At 60.8% G+C, this 23,363-nt stretch carries 22 protein-coding genes and 3 pseudogenes; 11 read left to right on the top strand and 14 right to left on the bottom strand.

The window, feature by feature from the left end:
• Window positions 1-33: 33 nt before the first annotated feature.
• Together MYA_RS30470 and MYA_RS26520 are read left to right on the top strand one after the other, a co-directional pair.
• Window positions 34-1,329 carry an IS701 family transposase gene (locus tag MYA_RS30470; protein ID WP_083854932.1) on the top strand — a complete coding sequence of 432 codons (1,296 nt, stop codon included), beginning with the start codon at window positions 34-36 and terminating at the stop codon, window positions 1,327-1,329.
• 268 nt (window positions 1,330-1,597) lie between these two features.
• A complete protein-coding gene (locus MYA_RS26520) occupies window positions 1,598-1,777 on the top strand; it encodes a hypothetical protein (protein ID WP_014725902.1) in 180 nt (59 codons plus the stop codon).
• Between the two features lie 222 nt (window positions 1,778-1,999).
• Here MYA_RS26520 and MYA_RS26515 read toward each other — a convergent pair whose 3' ends face one another.
• From MYA_RS26515 to MYA_RS26500, 4 genes are all read right to left on the bottom strand, one after another.
• Window positions 2,000-2,722, bottom strand: coding sequence for a Bax inhibitor-1/YccA family protein (locus MYA_RS26515; RefSeq protein ID WP_014725901.1), 723 nt, complete (start codon window positions 2,720-2,722; stop codon window positions 2,000-2,002).
• Between the two features lie 130 nt (window positions 2,723-2,852).
• A complete protein-coding gene (locus MYA_RS26510) occupies window positions 2,853-3,545 on the bottom strand; it encodes a CBS domain-containing protein (RefSeq protein WP_014725900.1) in 693 nt (230 codons plus the stop codon).
• A gap of 415 nt (window positions 3,546-3,960) precedes the next feature.
• The gene (locus MYA_RS26505) at window positions 3,961-4,455 is read right to left on the bottom strand and encodes a BCAM0308 family protein (RefSeq protein WP_041494371.1); all 495 of its coding nucleotides are present in this window, start codon (window positions 4,453-4,455) and stop codon (window positions 3,961-3,963) included.
• Between the two features lie 304 nt (window positions 4,456-4,759).
• The gene (locus MYA_RS26500) at window positions 4,760-5,455 is read right to left on the bottom strand and encodes a VIT1/CCC1 transporter family protein (protein WP_041494370.1); all 696 of its coding nucleotides are present in this window, start codon (window positions 5,453-5,455) and stop codon (window positions 4,760-4,762) included.
• Between the two features lie 137 nt (window positions 5,456-5,592).
• Between MYA_RS26500 and MYA_RS31545 the strand changes: the two are divergent.
• Together MYA_RS31545 and ydiK are read left to right on the top strand one after the other, a co-directional pair.
• Window positions 5,593-6,726, top strand: a pseudogene (locus MYA_RS31545) (IS3 family transposase).
• A 358-nt stretch (window positions 6,727-7,084) separates the two neighbouring features.
• Window positions 7,085-8,212, top strand: coding sequence for an AI-2E family transporter YdiK (gene ydiK, locus MYA_RS26485; protein ID WP_014725896.1), 1,128 nt, complete (start codon window positions 7,085-7,087; stop codon window positions 8,210-8,212).
• Window positions 8,213-8,697: 485 nt separating this feature from the next.
• On the opposite strand, the gene MYA_RS26475 is transcribed toward ydiK, so the two are convergent.
• The 10 genes and pseudogenes from MYA_RS26475 to MYA_RS30455 form a co-directional block, all read right to left on the bottom strand.
• Window positions 8,698-9,624, bottom strand: coding sequence for a hypothetical protein (locus MYA_RS26475; protein ID WP_443101906.1), 927 nt, complete (start codon window positions 9,622-9,624; stop codon window positions 8,698-8,700).
• Window positions 9,625-9,729: 105 nt separating this feature from the next.
• The gene (locus MYA_RS26470) at window positions 9,730-9,936 is read right to left on the bottom strand and encodes a CsbD family protein (RefSeq protein WP_014725894.1); all 207 of its coding nucleotides are present in this window, start codon (window positions 9,934-9,936) and stop codon (window positions 9,730-9,732) included.
• 178 nt (window positions 9,937-10,114) lie between these two features.
• Window positions 10,115-10,537 (bottom strand): PRC-barrel domain-containing protein, encoded by a 423-nt coding sequence (locus MYA_RS26465; protein WP_014725893.1) that lies wholly within the window; start codon window positions 10,535-10,537, stop codon window positions 10,115-10,117.
• 635 nt (window positions 10,538-11,172) lie between these two features.
• Window positions 11,173-11,448, bottom strand: a complete 276-nt coding sequence (locus MYA_RS31540) for a hypothetical protein (protein WP_148278610.1) — start codon at window positions 11,446-11,448, stop codon at window positions 11,173-11,175.
• Window positions 11,449-11,750: 302 nt separating this feature from the next.
• Window positions 11,751-11,924: a CsbD family protein gene (locus MYA_RS26460; RefSeq protein WP_014725890.1), complete on the bottom strand. Its 174-nt coding sequence runs from the start codon at window positions 11,922-11,924 to the stop codon at window positions 11,751-11,753.
• Between the two features lie 145 nt (window positions 11,925-12,069).
• Window positions 12,070-12,540, bottom strand: a complete 471-nt coding sequence (locus tag MYA_RS26455; protein ID WP_014725889.1) for a PRC-barrel domain-containing protein — start codon at window positions 12,538-12,540, stop codon at window positions 12,070-12,072.
• Window positions 12,541-12,783: 243 nt separating this feature from the next.
• Window positions 12,784-13,207: pseudogene (locus MYA_RS32540) on the bottom strand (divalent metal cation transporter).
• A 120-nt stretch (window positions 13,208-13,327) separates the two neighbouring features.
• A complete protein-coding gene (locus tag MYA_RS32535) occupies window positions 13,328-13,768 on the bottom strand; it encodes a divalent metal cation transporter (RefSeq protein ID WP_338000011.1) in 441 nt (146 codons plus the stop codon).
• A 772-nt stretch (window positions 13,769-14,540) separates the two neighbouring features.
• Entirely contained in the window at window positions 14,541-14,987 is a 447-nt protein-coding gene (locus tag MYA_RS26445; protein ID WP_014725887.1) for a hypothetical protein, read from the bottom strand.
• Window positions 14,988-15,228: 241 nt separating this feature from the next.
• A complete protein-coding gene (locus tag MYA_RS30455; RefSeq protein WP_006413558.1) occupies window positions 15,229-15,384 on the bottom strand; it encodes a DUF3309 family protein in 156 nt (51 codons plus the stop codon).
• Between the two features lie 488 nt (window positions 15,385-15,872).
• Here MYA_RS30455 and MYA_RS26435 point away from each other — a divergent pair, with 488 nt between their 5' ends.
• The 7 genes and pseudogenes from MYA_RS26435 (at window position 15,873) to MYA_RS26405 (ending at window position 23,352) form a co-directional block, all read left to right on the top strand.
• Window positions 15,873-17,855 (top strand): AI-2E family transporter, encoded by a 1,983-nt coding sequence (locus tag MYA_RS26435; RefSeq protein ID WP_014725886.1) that lies wholly within the window; start codon window positions 15,873-15,875, stop codon window positions 17,853-17,855.
• 233 nt (window positions 17,856-18,088) lie between these two features.
• Window positions 18,089-18,571, top strand: coding sequence for a Spy/CpxP family protein refolding chaperone (locus MYA_RS26430; protein ID WP_238539623.1), 483 nt, complete (start codon window positions 18,089-18,091; stop codon window positions 18,569-18,571).
• A 71-nt stretch (window positions 18,572-18,642) separates the two neighbouring features.
• Window positions 18,643-19,062, top strand: a complete 420-nt coding sequence (locus tag MYA_RS30450) for a hypothetical protein (protein WP_193373731.1) — start codon at window positions 18,643-18,645, stop codon at window positions 19,060-19,062.
• A gap of 175 nt (window positions 19,063-19,237) precedes the next feature.
• Complete coding sequence (locus MYA_RS26420) at window positions 19,238-19,789, top strand: DUF1003 domain-containing protein (RefSeq protein ID WP_014725884.1); 552 nt, start codon at window positions 19,238-19,240, stop codon at window positions 19,787-19,789.
• Between the two features lie 896 nt (window positions 19,790-20,685).
• Window positions 20,686-21,489: pseudogene (locus MYA_RS26415) on the top strand (IS110 family transposase); the annotation flags it as partial.
• 65 nt (window positions 21,490-21,554) lie between these two features.
• Complete coding sequence (locus MYA_RS26410; RefSeq protein WP_041494447.1) at window positions 21,555-22,142, top strand: BPSL1445 family SYLF domain-containing lipoprotein; 588 nt, start codon at window positions 21,555-21,557, stop codon at window positions 22,140-22,142.
• A gap of 490 nt (window positions 22,143-22,632) precedes the next feature.
• A complete protein-coding gene (locus MYA_RS26405; RefSeq protein ID WP_014725881.1) occupies window positions 22,633-23,352 on the top strand; it encodes a Crp/Fnr family transcriptional regulator in 720 nt (239 codons plus the stop codon).
• Window positions 23,353-23,363 lie beyond the last annotated feature (11 nt).

The raw sequence follows: 23,363 nt of genomic DNA, 5'->3' as shown, positions 1-23,363 counted from the left end.
ATAGAAACTTCTTCATCCATGGCGTGAGGAATGATGGACTGGGAGACGTCATTCGAGGCGTATCTGGAACATTTGTGTGAAGCGCTTGGGCATAACGATCGCGACTCAGGATTGAGGGGCTATTGCCAAGGGCTGATGCTGCCAATTCGGCGCAAGAGCGTCGAGCCGCTGGCGGCACATCTGGAACCGGAACGTGTAAGCGCGCGACACCAGTCGCTGCATCATTTCGTGGCGAAGTCGGAATGGTCCGATACGGCGCTTCTCGAGCAAGTGCGGCGCTGGGTGCTGCCGCACATGGACCCGGCTGGCGGGTTGTACTGGATCATTGACGACACGGGTTTTCCCAAGAAGGGCAAGCATTCGGTCGGCGTAGCGCGGCAATACTGCGGCCAGTTGGGCAAGCAGGAAAACTGTCAGGTTGCGGTGAGTCTATCGGTGGCGACGGAAGACGCGAGCCTACCGGTGTCGTATCGACTGTATCTGCCGCGTGAATGGAGCGACGATCCTGCTCGACGAGAGAAAGCCGGCGTGCCCGAAGAAATCGAGTTTGCAACCAAACCGGAGATTGCGACCGGGCAGTTGCGCGAAGCACGGCAAAGCGGCGCGCCCGACGGTGTCGTTTTGGCCGATGCAGGGTATGGAGACGACACCTCGTTTCGCGAGGCCGTCAGCGAGCTCGGGCTGCAATATGCGGTGGGCATTCGCTCGAACACGCGCGTATGGGCGCCGGGCACCGCTCCTCTACCGCCCGAGCCCTCCGCGGGGAAATCGGGCCGGCCGCGTAGCTTGTTGCGGCGCGCGCCGGGACATGAGCCGATCGGAGTCAAGGATCTGGCCTCGACGCTCGATGCCTCGTGCTATCGCAATGTGATATGGCGCGAAGGCACATGCGTCGCGCTCAGTTCGCGCTTTGCCGCCGTGCGCGTGCGTGCTTCACACCGCGATTACTGGCGGTCCACACTGCGCGATGAGCAATGGCTGCTGATCGAATGGCCCGAAGGTGATCCGGAGCCACTCAAATATTGGCTTTCGACTTTGCCCCCAGACACGACGCTCGAACGCATGGTTCATGTTGCCAAGATGCGCTGGCGTATCGAGCGGGATTATCAAGATCTCAAGCAGGAATTCGGCCTGGGACACTTCGAAGGACGTGGCTGGCGTGGATTCCATCACCATGCATCGTTGTGTATTGCTGCCTATGGGTTTCTTGTTGCTCAACGCCTCATTCAAGGCGACAGTAAAAAAAACTCCGCGATCCGCGACCCATTTACCTTACCCTCGGATTACGTGCCACGCGGGTCCCCAGCGCGCGCAGCGCCACGTGGCTGATTCCATCACCACGTTGCGCTGGCGTACCTCCGCCTACATCGCGCGCCGGCTCCGGCGATGTCCGTTTTGTTCAGCGTCCAATGCTGATTTATTGACACAGTAAGACTAATCAAGAAAATGCACGGAAATCAAAGCCGCCCCAAGTTACGCCCCCTTGATCCAGATCAGCGCCCAAGGCAGGTTAATGCGGATGCTGTTCGTACGGCATCAAGGATGTTGCGACCTGCCGTTCAACGTAGTTCCATCCATACGCCAAAGGAGAGTCGCCATGCGCGCCGAACGGATAAAGGAGCTGTGGGCCGAATTCGATGACCTTGCTTCAAAAAGCGAAAACGAGGATGTTCAATTTCTGATCCGGGCAATCAAGCTGCATGCGGAACTGATGAATGCCCGACTCGCCGCGCTCGAGGCGTTGGGCGGCGTCAACTCTCAGACTAAACCGACATGATATGTGGCCGGTTTCGGCAGGCGATGCCGGGGACACATCCCTGCCCTCGGCCTGGTCGCGTGGACAGGGGTTTTCCGCCGGCACGAGTGCTCGACCCGTGCCGCCCGAAGCGGCTTGGGGTGTCTTGACGCTGACTACTTTCCCAGCGATCTCCGCTTCCTCCGGCGGCGATCCTGCAGAGGCTTGCCGCGGCGCTCTCGGTCCTGATCCTCAATCGTTCACCTAGCTGCGGCGGCGGTCGCCGAAGAGTCGCATCAGCATCAGGAAGAGATTGAGGAAATCGAGATAGAGGGCAAGCGCGCCCATGATCGCCTTCTTGCCGGCGATCGCGTCATCTTCGCCCGCTGTATAGATGTTCTTGATCCGTTGCGTGTCGTATGCCGTAAGGCCCGTGAACACGAGCACGCCGATCACGGATACGACGAACTGGAGTGCCGTGGAACCCACGAAGATATTCACGAGCCCGGCGATGACGATCCCGACAAGCCCCATGAACAGAAACGAGCCGAAGCGTGAGAGGTCGGCCCGCGTCGAGTAACCATAGATGCTCATTGCGCCGAAGGTGGCCGCACTGATGAAGAACACACGCGCTATGCTCTCGCCCGTATATACGAGGAAGATCCCGGCAAGGGACAGTCCGACTAGCCCCGCATAGACCCAGAAACTGATCTGCGCTGCGCCAAGGCGGATGCGCTCGATGCGGAAGCTCAGAAACATGACCAACCCCAGCGGGGCGAGCAGCACGACCCAGATGAGGGGCGTTCCGGCGATCGCCACGTAAAAGCCACTCGTTGCTCCAACGTAAGCAACGACGCCTGTCAGTGCCAGCCCCCCGGCCATATAGTTATAAACGCGACGCAAATACTGCAGAAGGCCGACGTCGCCAGTGTCCAATAAAGTCCGATGCGTTTCTGCCCGAACCGCCTTGGGACGGTCGTTTGCCATGGTCAACCTCCTGAGATCGCAGCACTGGGAGTGCCATCCATCGACACTGCTATTCGTATGGCCAATCTCGCACCGCGAGGCCTCCAGGTGTGCTGCGGACGTGCTGCCAATAGCGCGGATTTGTGTACTTTTACATGGACGGAAGCGTAACCGGATAGCCAAGATGGCTGATTACCCGTTTAACACCCGGTACAGTCTGTGCTGCAACGCACACTGCTTTGCGCTCCTCCTCGCTGAAGATCACGCCCCAGAGATGTACCTGTCCTTTCTTGACGATGACCTGGCCGCGCGTTAGCGCCCAACGTTGGCCAGACATCGCGTGTAGTATCGCCTCGCGTACCTCTGCGTCAGCACGCGCCACTGGCTGCCGATTGTCGTGCGTATCGCTGGCCAGCGCACGCACGAGATCCGCGCGGCTTACCAATCCTGTCACCTTGTCGTTCTTGACGACTGGCACACGCTTGATACGGTAGCGCTCCAGCAATTCGGCAACTTCAGAGAGGGGCGTGTCTTCGTCGACGGTTACGACGTTGATGCTCATCAGATCCTTCACCGTCTGCGCATGCTCTTTCACATACTGGCTGGCCAGTTCGCGGCTGGATGCGAGTAACTCCAGCCACCAGGAGCGCCGCCTGGCGCCGGTGCCGATCTCGACGCGGCGCACTAGATCGCCTTCGCTGATGATACCAATCAGCTTGCCGTCTGCATCTGCTACCGGAACCGCGCTAATCGAGTGTTCGACGAGCAGTTTGGCGGTCTCCTGCACGCCCATCTCCGGAGTAGCGAAAATGACCGGCGTTGTCATCACGTCACGCGCCCACATGAAGATTCTCCTTCAATGCACTGGCCCTTCACCGGCTTGTCGGCGGCAGAAGCTGCGCTCGCCGTCACGGAAACCGACCGGACTACAGGATGAATGCCTCACTCAGAAATGCGGGATGAGTTTGACCGATATCAACAGGCGGCGGATCGTATGGCGGATGGAGCGGTATGGCAGGCTCAACAACGTCGCAATCGATGAAAACCACTACCAGCATATCAGCGATTACCTCGTTATCACGCCGTTCGGCGATGTCTGCAAACAGCCGCGCGCGATACAGAGTGGCCGTTGTGGAGCCACGCGAAGGACTCTTTGCGACCCACTTCGGCCCCTCGACCCGCCGGAACATCAAGGGCGGATCTCAAGATACAACGGCCATTCGTGCAGTACGCAGCCGGCAAGTATTACCTCGTACCCCCTAACGTCGCCAGTAGGCGCGCAGCAAGTTCTCGTCCTTACTGTATTTAAGCTCCAGAGTTCCCTGGAAAGCTGCCTTGAGCGCCGAACCCAGGTCGCGTGCAAGATGAACGCCGGTCGTCGTCACAATCGTTTTGCCAGACTCGTCCTCGATCGCAATGATGCGCTCCATGGCATGCTCCGCGCGCGCATGCTCCTCGTGATGACGCAGAAGATGAACCAGTTCATCTCGATGCTGCGTCGCAAACTCACCCTCGATGTACACGAATCCTGCAGGTTCACGATCGGCAATGCGATGACAGGCTGAGCAGACAACCTCGTCCGCGTCCGACGGACGCGGCCCCCATTGCCATCTGCCCTCCTGATAAACCGCTCCGCAGGTTGGACACACTGTGGGTTCGCGCAACTTGTGTTGCAACTTGTACGCATCGTGCCCTCGTTCCGGGAACAGTTTTTCTTGGCTGCCGGCCTTAAACGGCCTGGTTTGGGGCTTCATATGCGCTTACCTCCGAGGCTTGTATTCCGACTCACGCTACCCCGGCGCCAATGGCCCACGTTGACGTACATCAACACCGCCCCGTCTCAACGATTCATTCACGCCGTTTCCAAGGCGTCGGTCGTGCCACGATCGATTGAAGGAAAGACCTGCTGAAAGCAACGCGTGATGGCAATTGGCTGGTTCGCTATGGGAAGCGAAAAGCGCACAGCACGACACTCAGAGCGGCATCGCACCCGTGTCATGATGCTGATGCTCTTCCATAGCGACAGGCCGGCGACAAGCAATGCGAGCGTCCGGCGCTTCAGACGACCGCACCAAACAACGCGCCGACGCCTGAGGATACGCCCATTGCCAGAGCACTCCAGAACACGACGCGAAGGACACCTGGGCCAACCTTCGCTCCGCCCGCTTTAGCGGCTAGACCACCTAGCGCGGCTAGCGAAACGAGAGCCGAGAGGACGATGGCTGGAAGCAGCACCGATTCGGGCGCAAGCGCAGCAACGATAGTCGGCAACGTGGCGCCAACCGCAAAACTGGAGGCAGAAGCCAGCGCGGCTTGAAGAGGTCGGGCAGACGTCGCCTCCGAAATGCCCAACTCATCACGCGCATGCGCACCTAGTGCGTCGTGCGCCATCAGCTTTTCGGCAACCTGCTTGGCAAGCGGCACATCCAGGCCGCGACGTACATAGATTGCAGTCAATTCTCGATGTTCGCGCGGGAAGTCGGCATTGAGTTCGGCCTGCTCCTGGGCGAGGGAGGTCTTTTCGGTATCCGCTTGCGAGGAAACAGAAACATATTCCCCGGTCGCCATCGACATCGCACCGGCCACCAAGCCGGCTATGGCCGTGAGCACAACGCTTCCATGAGGGGTGTGCGCAGAGGAGACGCCGGCGACGAGGCTCGCCGTCGACACAATGCCATCATTGGCGCCTAATACAGCGGCACGCAGCCAGTTCATAGATCCGAGACGATGCAGTTCAAGATGGCGCAGCCGCATAGTGCCTCCGTTAGAAATTGCGCCAGCGAGTTCAAGCAATAGTATCGTTCAGAGGTGGCCGCGCAAATTCGGACAGCCGGGTAAGTGGAATGCCCGGGGCCTGGGCCAGCGATAATGCAGGCAAAGGAACCGGAAAGATGACGAAGAGAACCCGACGGACGCACTCAGCGGCGTTCAAAGCGAAAGTGGCACTGGCAGCGGTCAAGGGCGAGCGGACGCTGGCCGAACTGGCGCAGCAGTTCGATGTGCACCCGAACCAGATCACGGAATGGAAGCGGCAACTGCAGGAGCGTGCCGCGGATGTGTTCGGCGCGGCCGGTGCGCCGTCGAACGAGCCGCCGGTTGATCTGAAATCGTTGCACGCGAAGATCGGGCAGCTAACGCTGGAGAACGATTTTTTAGAAGGCGCGCTCACCAAAGCGGGATTGCTGAGCGCAAAGCGATGATCGACCGTACGCATGCGTTGTCGGTTTCGCAGCAAGCCCGGCTCGTTGGCGTGGCGAGATCGAGCGCGTATTACCGGCCGCAGCCAGTGAGCGAGGCGGATCAGTTGCTGATGCGGCGGATCGACAAACTGCACATGGAGTTTCCGTTTGCCGGAGCGCGGATGCTGGCGCGTCTGTTGCGCCGGGAAGGCCATGAGGTCGGCCGCCGCCGCGTGCGCACGCTGATGAAACGCATGGGCGTGGAAGCGCTGTACTGCAAGCCGAACACGAGCCGACGCAATGCGCAGCACAAGATCTGGCCGTACCTGCTGCGCGGCATGAAAATCGACCGGGCCAATCAGGCGTGGGCACTGCACGACCTACATTCCGATGGCGCGAGGCTTCGTGTACCTGACGGCGGTAGTGGATTGGTCGAGTCGCAAGGTGCTCTCGCACCGGGTGGCGATCACGCTGGAAGCGGTGCACGCCGTCGAGGCGCTCGAGGAAGCGTTCGCGCGCTACGGGCAGCCCGACATTGTGAACACCGATCAGGGCAGCCAGTTCACGGCGAACGCGTTCACGGAAGCCGTATTGGGCCGAGGCATCCGGCTGTCGATGGACGGCAAGGGAAGCTGGCGCGACAACGTGTTCGTCGAACGAGTGTGGCGAAGCATCAAGTACGAAGAGGTCTACCTGAAAGCGTACGAGTCGGTCAGCCATGCCCGGCGCTCCATCGGCGAGTACATCAACTTGTACAACCGGAAACGGCCCCATTCGAGCCTGGCGGATCAGACGCCGGATGAGGCATACTTCGCGACGCTGCCTGCGATCAAATCGGCAGCATGATTGCCTCGGACGCTCCACTTAAAAATCTCAGAAACTGTCCGAACGAGCGAGGCCACCTCTTTCAACCGAAGCAACCAGGGCCATTGTTCAAGGCGGGATCCGGGGTCATCCTACCGCCCAATCAACCTGACAAAGCCGGCACGCCGACCGTACGCACTTCCATTCACTGTATTTCTCACCTGGCCGGCAAGGTTGATTTTCGTCAATCCGCCGGGGCCGTGGCCGCTCACAATCAAGCTTCAAGCGCGGCGTTTGCGAGCCGCGTAAGGTCATGCAAGCTGGAACAGTCGGGGCAGAGATTGGAGGCCGCGAATTGAACCGCCACCCTCATGTAACAGTTGTCCGAGCCAGGCGGGTCGTGCACGCCCGCCCGACGGTCGACCTAGCCCGCATCGTGCTGGGAGTTTTAACGCTATCACTGCTGATTGGCGGTAGCCTCTATATCCTTCGTCCGTTTCTGCTCGCGCTCGTGTGGGCCACCATGATCGTCGTCGCGACCTGGCCGGCCCTGGACGCGGTGCAGAGACGTCTGCGAGGTCACCGCGGGCCGGCCGTGGTCGTGATGTTGCTCGCATTGATGGTCGTGATCGTGCTTCCCATCTATGGCGCGGTGTCGACTCTGGCGGCCCACGCAGACGAGATCTCGACACTCGCGAAGAGTTTGCCGAACTACACGTTGCCACCGCCGCCGAACTGGCTCGGTAGCCTGCCGTTCGTCGGCGCGCGTGCCACACACGAATGGCAAATGCTGACGGACGCAGGACCGGGCGGCGTCCTGGCGACGCTGCAGCCGTATGCGAGTCGCGTTGCCGGGTGGCTTCTCCAACGCGCGAGCGCTATTGGTGTACTCGTGCTTCATTTGCTGCTCACAGTCATCATTTGCGGCATTCTCTACACGAAGGGGGAAGCAGCCGGGCTCATCGCGACCCGCGTTGCACGGCGTGTGGCACCTGGGAACGGCGCGGCTATGGTGCGGCTCGTCGAACATGCGATTCGCGCGGTCGCACTGGGCGTCGTGGTTACGGCACTGGCCCAATCCGCGCTGGGCGGCATCGGGCTGTGGGTCGCTAGCGTCCCGTATGCCGGCGTCCTAACAGCGATCTTGTTCATTTCCTGCTTCGCTCAGCTCGGCCCGCTGTTGCCGTTATTGGCGTCTGTCGCCTGGCTGTTCATGCATGACGCACGGGTTGCGGCGATCCTGCTGTTCGTCTGGTCCATCGGCGTGGCGACGCTTGACAACATTTTGCGCCCGATCCTGATCCGGCGCGCCATCGCGCTGCCGATGATCCTCGTTCTTGCCGGCGTGCTTGGCGGTCTGATTGCCTTCGGTATGATCGGACTGTTTATCGGGCCGGTGATGCTTGCCGTCACCTATGCCCTCATGCTCGCATGGGTCGACACGCAGGAAGTTGCTCGTGGCGCGAGGACAGCACCGGCCACACCTGACGCGCCCTGCGCCGCGAACGACCCCGCTACCCATGAGTAACGACAGCGACCGGGTCGGACGAAGGATGGAACAAAATGCGCGCTTTTTTTGGGAACACCCAATCGATGCTAACGCTTGCGACACTGCTTGCCATTGGCGGCTTGTCGCTCGGCCTCGCAGCCCACGACTTCACTTGGTTTTCCCGTAGCGCGGTGCGCTGGTCGTGGCGGTCGGCATTACGCTTCTGTCGCGAGCCAGCGTGATCCGGGAGGACATCCGAACCCACATTATAGAGGGCGAAACGGGGCTGAGCAGGCTTGACCCGGAGCACTATAGACAGGTTGGCGAGCCCGTTCCGGATTGGGTGCATGAGGATCACCGAACCAGGGCGGCAGTTGGGTTGTGGGGGCCTTTCGTCAGCTTCATGGGCACCCTGATCTGGGGCTTTGGAGATTTGCTGAACAGATTGCTCAGCTAACGCTGCACCTATATCCCGAGCACCTGCCCTGTCTGCTGGGGGGATGCGGCCTGCTCATCCCCCGACGCTACTGCATGGTCTGTTGGCGCTGGTATTCCTCGTATTTCATCTGCATGTACTGTTGGCGATCCATCTCATGCAGTTGCCGCGGATAACGCTCGCTGGCGTCGAACCAGTCGGTCAGGCGTTGCTCCAGTTGCTTGTCGGGCTGGCTGGACAATGCACCGAGATATGCATCGATGGCCAGGTAGTAGCGCATCGTGTTGCGCTCCATGAGGCCGCGCATCCCGCCGATGTATTCCGCCTGAGCCGCGGACGGATCGGCGATGTCGGTGAAGCCGACCTTGCCACGGCCGAAGGCGGCAAGATAGGTCTTCATCGCCAGACGGCCGATCGGACCGTAGCTATAGGCATAGGTCAGATGTAGGAACGTGCGGTCGCCGCCAAGCGCCACCGCTTCCAGCGCGATCCGATAATCGCGGGTGTTCAACGGCCCCTGGGCCGCATGGAGCCTGACCTGTAAGTAACCCGGGCCGGTGGTCGTCGCGTCGTATTCGAATTGCACCCGATAGGTCGTGCTGAGTTCTTCGGCAACTTCCTTCTTGCTGACGTTCACGATCAGTGTCTTGCCGTCGCCGCTGGTGGCACGGCAATACTTGATGTTCGGGTGCAGGATCAACGCATCACACCAGTTCGACGGGGCTCGCGCGGGGTCATTGAACGCGCCGTTGACGGTCGCGAACGGGTAGGCCATCACTGCGTAGACCTCGCCCTTGAGCGTGGAGGACGATTCCTCGGAATCTAGATACAACGGGCGCTTGAACGCGTTGTGATCGAGGCGGGGAATCAGCTTCCGGTATGCATCGCGCAAGCTGGCCGCCTCGTCCGCAGGAGCTCCTCCCAGGCATGGCAGGTTGCACGCCATCAGCACCGACGCCATCAGCGCCGCGTTGCGTAGCGCGCGGCTGATCGGGCTTCCGGCAGGTGCACTCATCGATAGGCTCCGGCTCGTGACGGCGTGCGGATTGGCGGATCGAACGCGAGACACATCGCGCGTCGGGTCCACCGGCGAAAGTCGCAGCATCACGACGCCTCTCGGTCACGGCTGACGCCGCGATCCATGCAGGCTCTTCGCGTGCTTCCTGATCGCTTCCTTGGCGTCGCCGTACTTCTTCTGCACTTCGCCGCCTGCTTGCTGGGCATCGCCCTTTACTTCCTGCTTCGTGTCACCAGTGGTTCGGCCAATCACCTCGTTGACCTTGCCTTTTACCTTCTCTGCGACGCCCTTGACTTGATCCTTGTTCATGATGAATGCTCCGGTCACATCTGCTGGCTGGATGACCTGCCGCCCGTCGCGGTCGGCGCGTCGGCCAATGCACGCGATACGGCAGGATCCGAAAAAAACAGCAATCGCTCACCGCATTGCGCCGTCACGCCGGTGCGTGCATGGCCGCATGCCGGCCGGGCTTCCTGCGGACGTGTCGCTACATCAGCGGCGTGTTACCCGAATGAAGTGCCCCCCATTGCGAATCCGCCATTGCAGGCCAATGGTCCTTGTCGAATCCGGAGGCGCTCTTCATCCGCTCTTCGGTCGCATCGAGCCGGAAGCATTTCTCGTCGGTATCCAGGGTAAACGCTCCCCACGGAACGGCGAAAAGTTTGTCGCCCATCCCGAGAAAGCCTCCGCAAGACAACACGACGTATGAGATCCGGCCGCTGCATACGTCCAACATGATGTCGATAACCTTCCCGATTTCCTTGCCGTCGGACGATAGAACCTTGTCGCCAGTCAGCGTGGTGGCCGCCATGACGTTGGGGCCGGCCCCGCCGATGCTGGTTGCGTGACCGATGATCCGGGCGCCGCTGCTGTTGCTCGGCGCTTGATTGCTGGGAGAAACGAGTGTCATGACCCACTCCTGTGATCATTTCGCGAAATGCCGGCGAGCCTCGCCGGCCAGTGTGACGGTGCGACGCGCACAGCGCGCTTCGCCTGCAATCGCCCGCCGTCATGCGGGCCGAACAACATGCTCGATTCGAGTGTTTCGTGCCGGCATGCGCGCGGGTTGCTGTGACATGCTCACAGCCTGAGCATCGCTTTGAGCACCATCGTCTCGCGGTCCGGTATCCGTTGCTGTCGACGCGATGACATTCGAAGCGCAGCGCACGAGCGATGTGCTTCGAGGTGCCATGCCGGCGGCGCCCGGCGCTGATGTGTGCTCTGGTCGCGTATCGTGCATGCGGCTGGAGAACCCATCGCGAACGGTCGCGACATGCGTTCCGATCAGTTCAACCTACCCTATGCGCGAGCAACCCGGGAGTCGGTACGCTGCCGTACCCAGACGGGAACGGCTGTGATGCGGCTGGATCGCGTGAGCGGCAGCCGATCGCCTGTTGCGGCGCTGCCGTGATCTCGAGCGTCGATTGCAAATGGCAGGCCGATTTTCGGCTCGTGCGGACATCGACAACGGTGCACGCGGGCTCCGACCGCGCGTGCCGGAGTCGCTCAAAAGAAGTTGGGAACGGTCAATCGGTGACGGCCGACTTAACCGATGCGATTCGGCGATCCAGGGCTGGAAAGCGTGTTGCCGGTCAGTCCCGGTCGCTGCGCATCGCGCGAAATCACGCCGTCCTCGAGTATCGCGCACATCGCGACGAGCAGCATGATCGCGACTGCCGCGAGCCCCACATAGCCGATGATCCTGAGCGTCTTCATCTTGCTTCCTGCGATAAACGATGGTTGTCGCGACCTGGATCGTTTTGCGGTTTTACCGCCGCCGGTGTCATAGCGGTCGTTGACCAGCCATCGCGTGACGAGCACGTGAACGAGACGCCCTATCTCAATCCGAAATAGCCAAGGACGAACAGAACGATAACCACGGCTCCAACGAGCCAAACAACGTTGTACATGGCAACTCCTCTCAAGTTAGACGCTGACCTGATCCGCTGCGTGCGTCGCGACAGAGGGGGCGGGAATCCCGGTGCGCGAAGGACGCAACTTGACGTTCTCGCATCCGACAGCGCATGTCTGTACGGCAGTAGCCGCACGTCCGTTCGATACAGCCTCCCGGCGTGAAGCACGGTGAGAGGGGGAATGCCCCCCCGCTAAGCCTCCGTGTTCGATCAGGTCTTTTTGACGGATTCCTTCACGTCACCGAGATGCTTTCTCGCCTGCCCGGCCGCCTGCTGGAGATCCCCCTTGACTTCCTGCTTCGCGTTACCTGTGGCTCGGCCAATGACTTCATTCACCTTGCCTTTTACCTTCTCCGCAGTTCCCTTGACTTGATCCTTGTTCATGGTAAAGCTCCAATACATAACTGGTTCGTGGATGATGCTGCTATCGCTTGCCGTCAGGCGATCACAGGGGCTGACTGACCGACGGATCGGTTTTCGATGAAAATCCTCTGTTATCCCGATCGTTTTCCCGGTTGGCGAGTGCGCTTCAATGTTCCGGTGGACGATTCGCGACAACGTCGCGCGTCGCGATCCAGTACGGCTGCCGATTGTAGAACTGGTGAAGCGACGCCCCCCACTGTTCGTCTGCCATCGAGGGCCAATGGTCCTTGTCGAACGCGGGGGCATTTTTCACGTGATCCGCCGTGACGTCGAGCCGGAAGCATTTTTCGTCGGTGTCGAGAGTCAGCGCGCTCCACGGAATGGCGTAGAGTTTTCCGCCGACGCCGAGAAAGCCGCCGCTCGACAGTACGGCATAGGCGACCCGGCCGCTGCGTACGTCCAGCATGATTTCCGAAATCTTTCCGATCTCCGCCTGGTCGGACGTGTAAAGCTTGTTGCCCTTGAGCGTATCGGCCTCCATCACGTTGGGGCCTGGCCCGTCGCCGGTCCCGCTGCCGATAATCGCGGCACCTGTATCGCTGGTCGATGGCCGATGGGTCGGGTCCGATATCGTCATGATTTTCTCCTGGGTTCATTTCGCGGGATACCGGCGCGGATCGCCGGATCGCCATGATGGACGGCACATACCGGTCACGCGATATGCATCGCCCCTCGTCACCATATTCGTTGCGCACCTGCCGCTCACGCGGGAAACCCATGGCATTGAACACTGAGAACGAGTGGCAACGATGCGCGCAGCCGGGATACGAAGTCGGTACGGCGCCGTACCGGGCCGCGAAAAGGAATGATCGGCCGGTGCTCAGATGAACACGAACATCGCGATCACGGCGGCGGCCATCACCCCGGTGGAAAGCCACCCCGCTAGCCGCAGCAGCACGGGCGTGACGAAGGTGCCCATGACCTTCCGGTTCGACGCCATCAGCATCATCAGCGCCATGATCGGCACCGACGTGACACCGTTGATGACTGCGCTCCAGAACAGCGCCTTGATCGGGTCGATCGACGTGAAATCGAGTGCGAGGCCGACGACCGTCGCGAGCACGGTGAACGCGTAGAACCGTCTCGCCAGTTGCGGCTCGAGCGCGAGGCTGCTTTTTCCACTGGAACGTGCCGGCCATCGTGTAGGCTGCCGAGCCGGCCAGCACCGGCAGCACGAGCAACCCCGTGCCGATGATGCCGAGACTGAAGAGCAGGAACGCAAACTGGCCGGCGATCGATTTCAATGCGGTGGCGGCCTGCGCCGACGTCTGGATGTCGGTGATATGGTGCGCATGCAGCGGACCGCGGTCGTGAGATTGATGAAAAACGCAACGAGATTGGAAAATGCCATGCCGATCGACGTATCAACGCGGATGCGGCTCAGGTTTGCCGGCCCTTGCGACGGCTTCTTCGTCAACGCCTGCTGTACATCCTTCGCCTGCAGTTCCTCGACCTCCTGGGACTTCTGCCAGAAGAACAGATACGGGCCTGATGGTGGCGCCGAACACGGCGACCACCGTCGTAATGTAGCCGGCGCTCCACGAGCCGTGCGGAAGTACCGTGCGCAGGGCCACGGTCGCCCATGGGATCTGGACGGCAAAGATCACGCCGACGTAGGCGAACAGTGCCAGGGTGAGCCACTTGAGTATGCGGACATACCTGCGGTACGGCACGAACATCTGCAACACCAGCGAAAACACGCCCAGGCCGACCGTATAGGTATGCGTGGGGCCGCCGACCAATAGATGGACGGCGGCACCCATGGCTGTCAGGTCGGCTGCGATATTGATCGTGTTCGCCGCCAGCAGCAGGACGACGGTGACATACAGCAGCCACCGCGGGTAATGGCGTCCGCAGGTTCGTCGCGAGACCGTGGCCGCTCACCCGGCCGATTCTCGCGCTCACGACCTGAATGGCGACCAGCAGCGGATAGGTCAGCAGGACGGTCCACAGTATGTTGAAGCCGAATTGCGCACCCGCCTGCGAATAGGTGGCGATGCCGCTCGGATCGTCGTTCGCTGCGCCGGTGATCAGTCCTGGACCGAGCTTCGTCAGTCACGAATCCGCCTGGCGGTCGATATCGCTGTCGAGTTTTGTGGACGGAACCATGTCGTATTCCATGAACGCCGGCGTGGCGCGACAACTGTTGATTAATGGAGTGAATCAGCCATTCATGCCACGCACCAGGCCGGTCGCGTAGTGATGTACGGGATGTACGGGCTCGGTCTGTCCGATGCCGGACGGTTTGCTCACGCGTGTGGCACGTGGAACCGAAGCAGCCTCCGTATTGGCTCGGACCGGCCATGCGCGACTACTTGGGCCGGGCGAATTCGGGAGCAACCGGATCAGACGGTCATGCTCCGTGGAAGCCGTTATGCGTAACAGGTCCAAGCACGGCATATGAACCGCAACAAGAGCGAACGCGATGTCGACGCGGCGGTCGAAGGGACGTTTCCCGCCAGCGGTCCGCCGTTAATAGGCGCCGTCACCAAGACGATTTCCAAACCGGTCCGTCGAAAGCATCAGCGGAAGCCGTCGCACATCAAGCACCGTTAGTGCGGTTGCGCAGCGCCAGTCTCAGGGTCTTGCACAGACGACGGCAGTGAGGATGAACGGAATGACCTGATGCGCGACGGCCTTGCTGCCCGCTAACCGAGAATGTGCTTCGACCGAATCGATCGGCGCCTTGACGACGACGCCGTAAATCGAACCCGGCAGAGGTCGACCGGTTCCCTGCTTGAACAGCGCGTCATACTGCGCATAGGCGAACACAGCATAGACGCTGAAGCCGAACACCGTGAGCGCAGCGTCGCGGGTAGGCCGGAACGCGTTGACCGAATTCTGTTCGACCCGCATCGGATCGCGATCGATATAGCCGTGATTGAACAGGCGCACGATGAACGCGTGCGCGTCGGTGGTGCAGTCGAACTGCGCGTCCAGCGCATAGGCTTGGCTCGGCGCGGGGGTGAGCCCGACTCCGCCTGCAAGGCATGCGGCCAGCGCGTTGAGGAGTGTTTTTCTCATGACAGTCTGCGCGGACCTGACAAGTCCGCCATGCTCGTTAGCCGTACCACCTGCCCGGCCGCCTTGCGTCGGAATCGTTTGCGGGCGATCTGCGCAAGGCGGCGCTTGCCGCGTCATACCCGGCAACCGCAAGCGCGCCACCCCGGTCTCGCGGATGCGCGGCGGCCACTCGTTTCGAGATGCAACGGTACGGCAACGATGATCCACGAAGCGGCCTTTCCCGACAGGACTCTCGAGCCTCCTATATCCGCCCCAGGAGGAGGAGCACAACTACGACGAGCAGCACCACGCCCAGCAAGCCGCTGGGCATATAGCCCCACGAACGGCTGTGCGGCCAGGTCGGTATCGCACCGATCAATACGAGCACCAGCACGACGATCAATATTGTTCCCAACATGGGCCTTCTCCTTTCGACTCAGTGTTTCGACGAACCCGTCGCCGCCCGCGCTTGGGACCCGGAACATTCCGGGCCTTGCGCGAGGTATCGCCGCACAGTTCAATTTGATGCCGTTGGACATCTGCAATGTGAGTGAGAAACCTGCCCGGCAAAGTGAACTTGACATCGAGCAGCCACGCAGTCGGTACGGTGGAGGACATCGAGATATCCGTTTTGCCGCCCCGGGATCGGGAACGCCGCAGCGAACTCGACTCCTCGCGTCGTCAGCGTGCCCTGGCATGACTGTGTCCCGGGTACGGCACCGTACCGACTTCAATCCAGACGGCGAGCAACGTAGGCCGTACACTCGAAGTGTCTGTTTTATCGCGTTCGATACGTATCATCCCGTTTTACTTTCATCGTTCCCGCCACGCCGCGCCGCGTGACATGGGACGCATCCGCGCCGAAAGCACCCATCAGAATGGACGATATCGCGGGCGTTAGCCGTCATGTTCGATTTCAAGGAATTGCGCCCCGCGAGGCCAGCAGCGCGCATCGAGCCTCCTGAAAAACCCAGCGTGCAGGGTTTGATTACGCTTGCCGTTGGCGTCACGGTCATCGCCGCGCTCTATTTTGCGCGCGAGATCCTGATCCCGTTCACGCTGGCGATTCTGCTCAGCTTCCTGGTCGCTCCCCTCGCCAATCTTCTTGGCCGCATCAAGCTTGGCCACGTGGCCTCGGTTCTCCTTGCGGTGACGATGTCGGTCTCGGTGATCGTCGTGCTTGGGGGGATCATCGCCACCCAGATCACGGACCTCGCTGTCGGCATCCCCCGTTATCAGGCGACGATCGACAAGAAGATCTCTGTCGTGCATGGGCTCACGGTTGGAAAATTGAACCAGCTGGCGGGTACCGCCGGTCAGGCGCTTCAACGGGCAACCGTCGATCAGCCGAAAACGATACGCGAATCTTCCTCATCCTCGTCCGGCGCCCAACCGCCCGCGGCGCTTCTCGTCGAGGTGCGCGAGCCGGCCCAGACACCATTCCAGCTTGCACGGCGCATACTGTCTCCCGTCGTCAGTCCACTCGAGACGGCCTTCATCGTATTTGTCGTCACCATCGTCATTCTGTTGCAGCGCGATGATCTTCGGGACCGGGCTATCCGCTTGTTCGGTTCGAGAGATCTCCATCGGACCACCACCGCAATGGACGAAGCCGCGCGGCGCCTCAGTCGATATTTCGTTTCGCAACTCGGCTTGAATGCGGGCGTGGGCGTCGTGATCGGAACCGGGCTGTTCCTCATTGGCGTCCCCAGCCCGGTGCTGTGGGGGATTCTGGCCGCGCTGTTGCGTCTTGTCCCCTACGTCGGAATCTGGATCTCCGCCATTCTGGCTACCGCACTCGCCGCAGCCGTCAGTCCGGAATGGACGATGGCGATCTGGTCGATGGTGCTTTTCGTGACCGTCGAGTTGCTGGCCGGTCAGGCCGTCGAGCCACTGCTGTACGGCCATAGCACCGGCCTTTCCCCGTTTTCGGTCGTCGTCGCTGCGAGTTTCTGGAGCTGGATATGGGGGCCAATCGGGCTCATCCTGTCCACTCCGCTGACACTTTGCCTGCTGGTCCTCGGTCGCCATGTTACGCGGCTCGAATTTCTCGACGTGCTGCTTGGCGACCAGCCCGCGCTGTCTCCAGTCGAAAGTTTCTACCAGCGAGCGCTCGCCGGTGACCCCGATGACGCAGTAGAACAAGCCGGGATACTGCTTCGCGACCGGCCGCTGTCCTCCTATTACGATGAAATCGTTCTCAAGGGCTTGCAGCTTGCGGCCGACGATGTCTTGCGCGGCGGCGTAACGCTGGCACAACTGGCGCGAATCGAGACCACGGTCAACGACCTCATCGAGGGCCTGGATGGTTTCGCGGACACCGATCCGGCTACCGATGCAGCAGCAGCCGACTGGGGCGCACCGGCTGCGCCTGCTGCCGCACAAAAGGTATCGTGCCAACCGGCTCGGAACGCTTCTTCGTCCGGTATCGAAGCTCGCCCGGTTCGGCATGCCGACAATCAGGTCCTTTGCATAGCAGGCCGGGGGCCGCTCGACGAGTTGGCATCGGCCATTCTCGTTCAGCTTCTCGGCAAGCACGATCTCGATTGCCGAGTGGTCAACCATGACGCGGCCTCGCGCGTCCGGATCGACGGTCTGGACGTCACCGCAGTGACGATAGTGTGCATTTTTTATCTAGCCATCAATGGAATCCCGTCGCACCTGCGTTACCTTTTGCGACGCGTGCGGCAGCGCTTGCCGGACGCGCCGATCGTCGTCGGCCTCTGGCCGGCAGGCGATACCGATCAGTGGCCCGAGGATCTCCGCAGTGCGATCGGCGCCGATCACTATGCCACTTCGGTCCGGGATATGGTCAACGCATGCATTGTCTCGACCGGCACGGCAAGCGCGTTCGGCCCAGAGCCGAAGCCTGACGGCGTTGCAGCGTAACGGGCAAACGGCGGCAAGAACGTGCGGCCGCTTGCATTTGCAGCGCAAGCGCCGGGCTTCGAATCGGGTCACCCGCTGCTCCGTCGATCCGGTCGTGCAACGGCGGCGCACAAGCGTCCGGCACCGGACAGACGCCGGTCGGGAGTCGGCGCACAGATGATCTATTCGATCGAACTCGCGCGCAATGATGGCAATCCCTTCGCGAGTCCATCGAATTCCTTTGGAGATCGATCATGAGCCTCATTGCCCCTCCATCCCGACCGCGAACTGCATCGGCGCTCGCGATAGCGGTTTTTCTCGCGATAACGGCATTCGCCAATCCTGCGAGCGCTGCCTCCCCCGTGCAGACTCAAGCACCTGCAAGCGCGAAGACCGTTGCGACCCACGACCAGATCGATACGCGCATCAATAACCTTCACGACAGGCTTCAGATCACCGCGGCGGAGGAAGAACTTTGGCGCAAGGTCGCGCAGGTCATGCGCGACAATGCAGCCACGATGGACTCGCTCAGACAGGCGCGAACCAGTCATGCAACCAGCATGACCGCCGTCGACGACCTTAAGTCCTATGGCGAGGTCGCCGACGCCCATGCGGACGGCATGAGAAAGGTCATCCCTGCGTTTCAGGCGCTGTACGACAGCATGTCCGACGCCCAGAAGAAGAATGCCGATCTGATTTTCCGGACTGACCATCAACACTCCGCAAAGAAGGGGTGATCTCAAGATACCCGCAGCAGGAAGCGGACCGGCGCCGCCGTCAGGTTCCGGATCTCAGACAGGGGAACATCATGAAAATCCCAGAAGTACACACCGCGTTCATAGGCTCGATGACGACCGGAATCATGACGACGGTCGGCTTGGTCTTGGCTATCGGCGGCATGTCCATGGCACCGGCTTTCGGCGCAGACTACGGCAACTACGAGAACCAACAGCAGTATGGCGCGAATGACGACTATCAGCGTTACCAAAGCCAACCACAGCAACATCGCATGGGTGACGGTTATTGGCAGAACCATGGGCATCAGTGGGATCACCGCAATCGGCAGGTTTATCGACATCCGGGCAATGACTACCGTCGCGGCGACTACTACGACAACCGGGACTATGTGTATGCACCACCACCCGTGGTGTATGCGCCACCACCCGTGGTCTATGCCCCGCAGTCGTCACCGGGTGTCAGCCTGTTCATACCGCTCCGATTCCGGTAGGGTGCGGAATCGCACGGGGCTTTGTCTGCTGGGTCGGATGGCAACGAAGCCGGGAGAGACCGCTGTTCGGCCTGTCTCGGTTTCTTTGCTTCGCGATTACTGCGCAACCAGTCTTTTGCCGTGACCTTATTGCGATTCCATCCTGTTCGGATTGCGCGACCGCGCGGAGGGCAACATGCATAAACCTGCGGAGCTTGCCGAAAAATTCTTTGGCGTACCCTATGAATCATTGGACGAACGCGCGAAGAATGTTGCACGTCTCGTTTCGGAACGAAAGCGCATAGCGAGAGACTCCACGAAAGAACTGGAGGAAGCGGCAACGCGCGGCCAGCGCGCGGCAGATGCCGTTGCCGCCTTCGGCGGGTCGTGGATATTCATCACGTGCTTTATGGTCGTCATGGTCGTGTGGGTCAGCCTGAATTCGCTGATTCTGGCAACGTACAGCAAGGCCTTCGATCCTTACCCGTATATCTTGCTCAACCTGTTTCTCTCGATGCTGGCAGCGATCCAGGCACCCATTATCCTGATGGCCCAGAACCGGCAGTCATACAAGGACCGGGTATCTGCCGAACATGATTACGAAATCAATCTGAAGGCCGAACTCGAGATCATGTTGCTCCATGAAAAGCTCGACGGGTTGCGCGAGGAGCAATGGACTGAATTGCTGAACATGCAGAAGGAACAGATGGCGGCGCTGAAGAACCTGCTCGAGTCCGGCAGGACGTGAACGATGGGGCATCAGGTTCGCCAGCGTCGCGAAACGACGCGAATCGGTCATGATGAAGCGCGCCGAACGCACGCTGACCGGCCGTATACATGTGATGACCGCAGCCCGCCTACCATCCTTCCCGCTGCCCGTCCCTATGCGGCCACCGGTCATCGGGATGCCGGGAATGATTCATGTGGTCGCGGTAAGTACCGCCTCGGTTCCATCCGCTTTCGTAACTGTCGCCGTACGCGCCGCCATACCCCCCGTTTCGATCACCGCGATAGCCGTCGCCGGGTGCCCAAAGGCATCCGGCAAGCACGGTTGCAATAGCCGCAAGACAGACATAGATAGATGCACGCATGTTGCTCTCCTTGCCAGTCGCATTCGAGTGTGGCGCTTCGTTCGATCGACCGGAGACGCATGACGGAATCGTTCGCCGCCGATGTGACGCACGTCGATGTTCGTGAAAGGATCACGCACGAATGGATGGTTTCAGCAGACATCCTCCTGTCAACGAGATTGCGTGTCTGTACGGTGAAGGACGCTTGCGGAGGCGAACCGGAGGAAGGTCCCGGCCGCCATCGTGAATCTCCGCAACTTGATTTTGCGTACGTTGCCACACCGGTTGCGCGACATCGACCGACATTCACCCGCACACGACGCATGCGCTGCGAAGCCGAACGCCACACCGGCCGAGACGGATATCGCGCCTTTGTACGCGGTCGCACCGCGTCCGTAGCCGCCCTGGCATAGCGTCGAAGCTCCACGGACAACCAGGAGAAATGATATGAACGCCTCCCACCCGTGAATGGGGGGAGCCAAGAAGGAAGGTGGCCCCTCACGGGCCGACGGCATCAAAGTGCCCAAGGTGGAAGATCATAAAGATTCTTCACAGGCATACCGGAGCATCCGAGATGAAGCTTACGACAGTTGGTGCGGACATCGCAAAGAACGTGATCCAGCTCCATTTCAGCGATGCGGAGACGGGCGAGATCGTGAACAAACCCGTGAAGCGCGCGGGATTTCTCGAACATTTTTCGAACCGGTCACCGTCCTTGATCGGAATGGAGGCGTGTGGCGGTTCCCAACATTGGGCTCGCAAGCTGATCGCGATGGGCCATCAGGTGAAGTCGATGCCGGGGAAGTTCGTCAAGGCATTCGTGATGGGCAACAAGAACGATGCAGCTGATGCGCGAGCAATCTGGATGGCGGCGCAGCAGCCGGGCAGGTCGGTGGCAGTGAGAACGGAAATTCAGCAGGCGGTGCTGGGGTTGCACCGGATGCGTGAGCAACTCGTGAAGTTTCGCACGATGCAGACCAGCAGCCTGCGCGGCTTGCTGACTGAATACGGTGAAGTGATGGGCAAGGGGCGTGCCGCACTAGACAAGGCGGTTCCGAGCGTGCTCGCGCGACTGGTTGATCGTCTGCCAAAGATACTGATCGACACGCTGCGCGATCAGTGGAACGGCTTGACGGACCTCGATAAGCCGATTGCCGAAATCAAACGGCGTCTACGGGCATGGCTGAGAGAGGACAAGTCGTGCCGGGCAATTGCCGCGGTACCGGGTGTCGGGCCGCTGACGGCGACCGCAGCAGTTGCAACGATGAGCGATGTGAAGACGTTCCGATCCGGGCGCGAGTTTGCGGCGTGGATCGGGCTGGTGCCGAGGCAAACCGGCACGGGCGGTAAGGTCCAGTTGCTGGGTATAAAGCTGCGACCCATCCTGTCGCAGTCGGAACACACGAAAAACCGTCGCAAACGGGAGGCGTTCATATAGCGATGATGCTGCGACGAACATTCCTATGGGGCACGCCGGGATCCATCCTTACCATTTCCCTCGTTGTTTCAGGTTGCACGATGACCGGAAAATCCGACGCGAGCGGCCACCAGGTCGACAAGCGCCACACCATCGATGCCGGTGTCGACTCGACCCTCGCACGTCTTTACACCAGCGCCAAAGGCTCGCGCGAACTCGTCGGCAAAGCGCGTGGCGTGCTGGTGTTCCCGTCGGTCATCGCGGCCGGCTTCTGGATCGGCGGTCAGTACGGTGAAGGCTCGCTGCGCGTTGCCGGCAGCACGGTCGGGTATTACAGCACCACGACCGGCTCGATCGGGCTGCAGATCGGCGCGCAATCGAAGGCCATCATTTTCCTGTTCATAACCCAGGACGTGCTTGACCAGTTCCGTAACAGCGAAGGCTGGTCGGTGGGCGGCGACGCATCGGTTGCAGTACTGAAAGTCGGCGCGAACGGCAATGCCGACACCAGCACCGCGACCGCGCCGATCGAAGCGTTCGTGCTGACGAACAGCGGGCTGATGGCGGGTGTGACGCTGGAAGGAACGAAGATAACCAAGCTGACGGCGCTGTAGCGCTCAAAGCCAGCCAGGCGAACGAGTGGCCAACGCGGCGATCCGCCGGCGCGGCGGCGCGGCGGCGAATCCGGACTCGACCGCCTGATATGCAAGTAAGCGCAAGCGTGTTCGTGCCTGGCGCTTGTCCGGCAAGGTCCCTGATGCACGCGAATCATCGCGGCGCATCATTTCGCGGTCGACGCCGTCCAGGCCCGGCGACCGCGATTTCCCGTCAATCGCGCCGTGAGATATCGGTTCCGTATCGAGCGCGCGGGATTGCGCGCACCTTGATGAGACATGTATCGGCACTATAATTTTTGAAGGTGGATTCGCAATTCGAACGGTCGGTCATCCCGAACTCATCGGGAAAAGGGACACATTGCCGCCACCCACCCGTCCGGTCATCGGATGGGTAAGATATGACGGTTGGCCCCTTCCGCCGATTCCCGCTGCGCCCACATCGGCCGGATTCTCCGTCGTCAGCCGGGCGCACGTGCAGGAGCCACGCATGCAGGACATCCCGCTCATTACCGAAAATCACCTGCTTGCCGCGCTGCCGGAAAACGAGCGCGCCCACCTCGCCCCACACCTGACGCTCGTCGACATGCCGTTGGGGAAAGTCCTGTACGAGTCGGGCGGCCAGCTTCATCACGTCTATTTTCCGACCACGTCGATCGTGTCGCTGCTGTATGTGATGGAGGACGGCTCGTCCGCTGAAATCGCGATCGTCGGCCATGAAGGCATGATCGGCGTGTCGCTGTTCATGGGCGGCGAAACGACGCCGAGTCGAGCCGTCGTGCAAAGCGCGGGGCTGGCCTATCGGCTCGACGCGAGCATCCTGAAAGAAGAATTCCGGCGCGGCAACTCAATGCAGCGCCTGCTGTTGCGCTATACCCAGGCGCTGATCACGCAGATGGCTCAGACCGCGGTATGCAACCGGCATCATTCGATCGATCAGCAGCTGTGCCGCTGGCTGCTGCTCAGCCTCGACCGCCTGCCTTCGAACCAGCTGCGAATGACGCAGGAGCTGATCGCCAACATGCTGGGCGTGCGCAGGTCGGGCGTGACGGAAGCGGCATTGAAGCTGCAGGACGCGGGCCTCATCCGCTACAACTACGGTCATATCGAGGTGCTGGATCGGCCGGGGCTCGAAAAGCGTGTGTGTGAATGCTACAGCGTGGTCAAACGCGAATTCGATCGCCTGCTTCCCGATCTGAAGCGGCTCTAGCTAGGCTTACT

The organism is Burkholderia sp. KJ006 (genome assembly GCF_000262695.1).
GTDB lineage: Bacteria > Pseudomonadota > Gammaproteobacteria > Burkholderiales > Burkholderiaceae > Burkholderia > Burkholderia vietnamiensis.
Note: the sequence above shows the minus strand (reverse complement) of the source record. Positions and strands in the feature narration are given on the sequence as shown.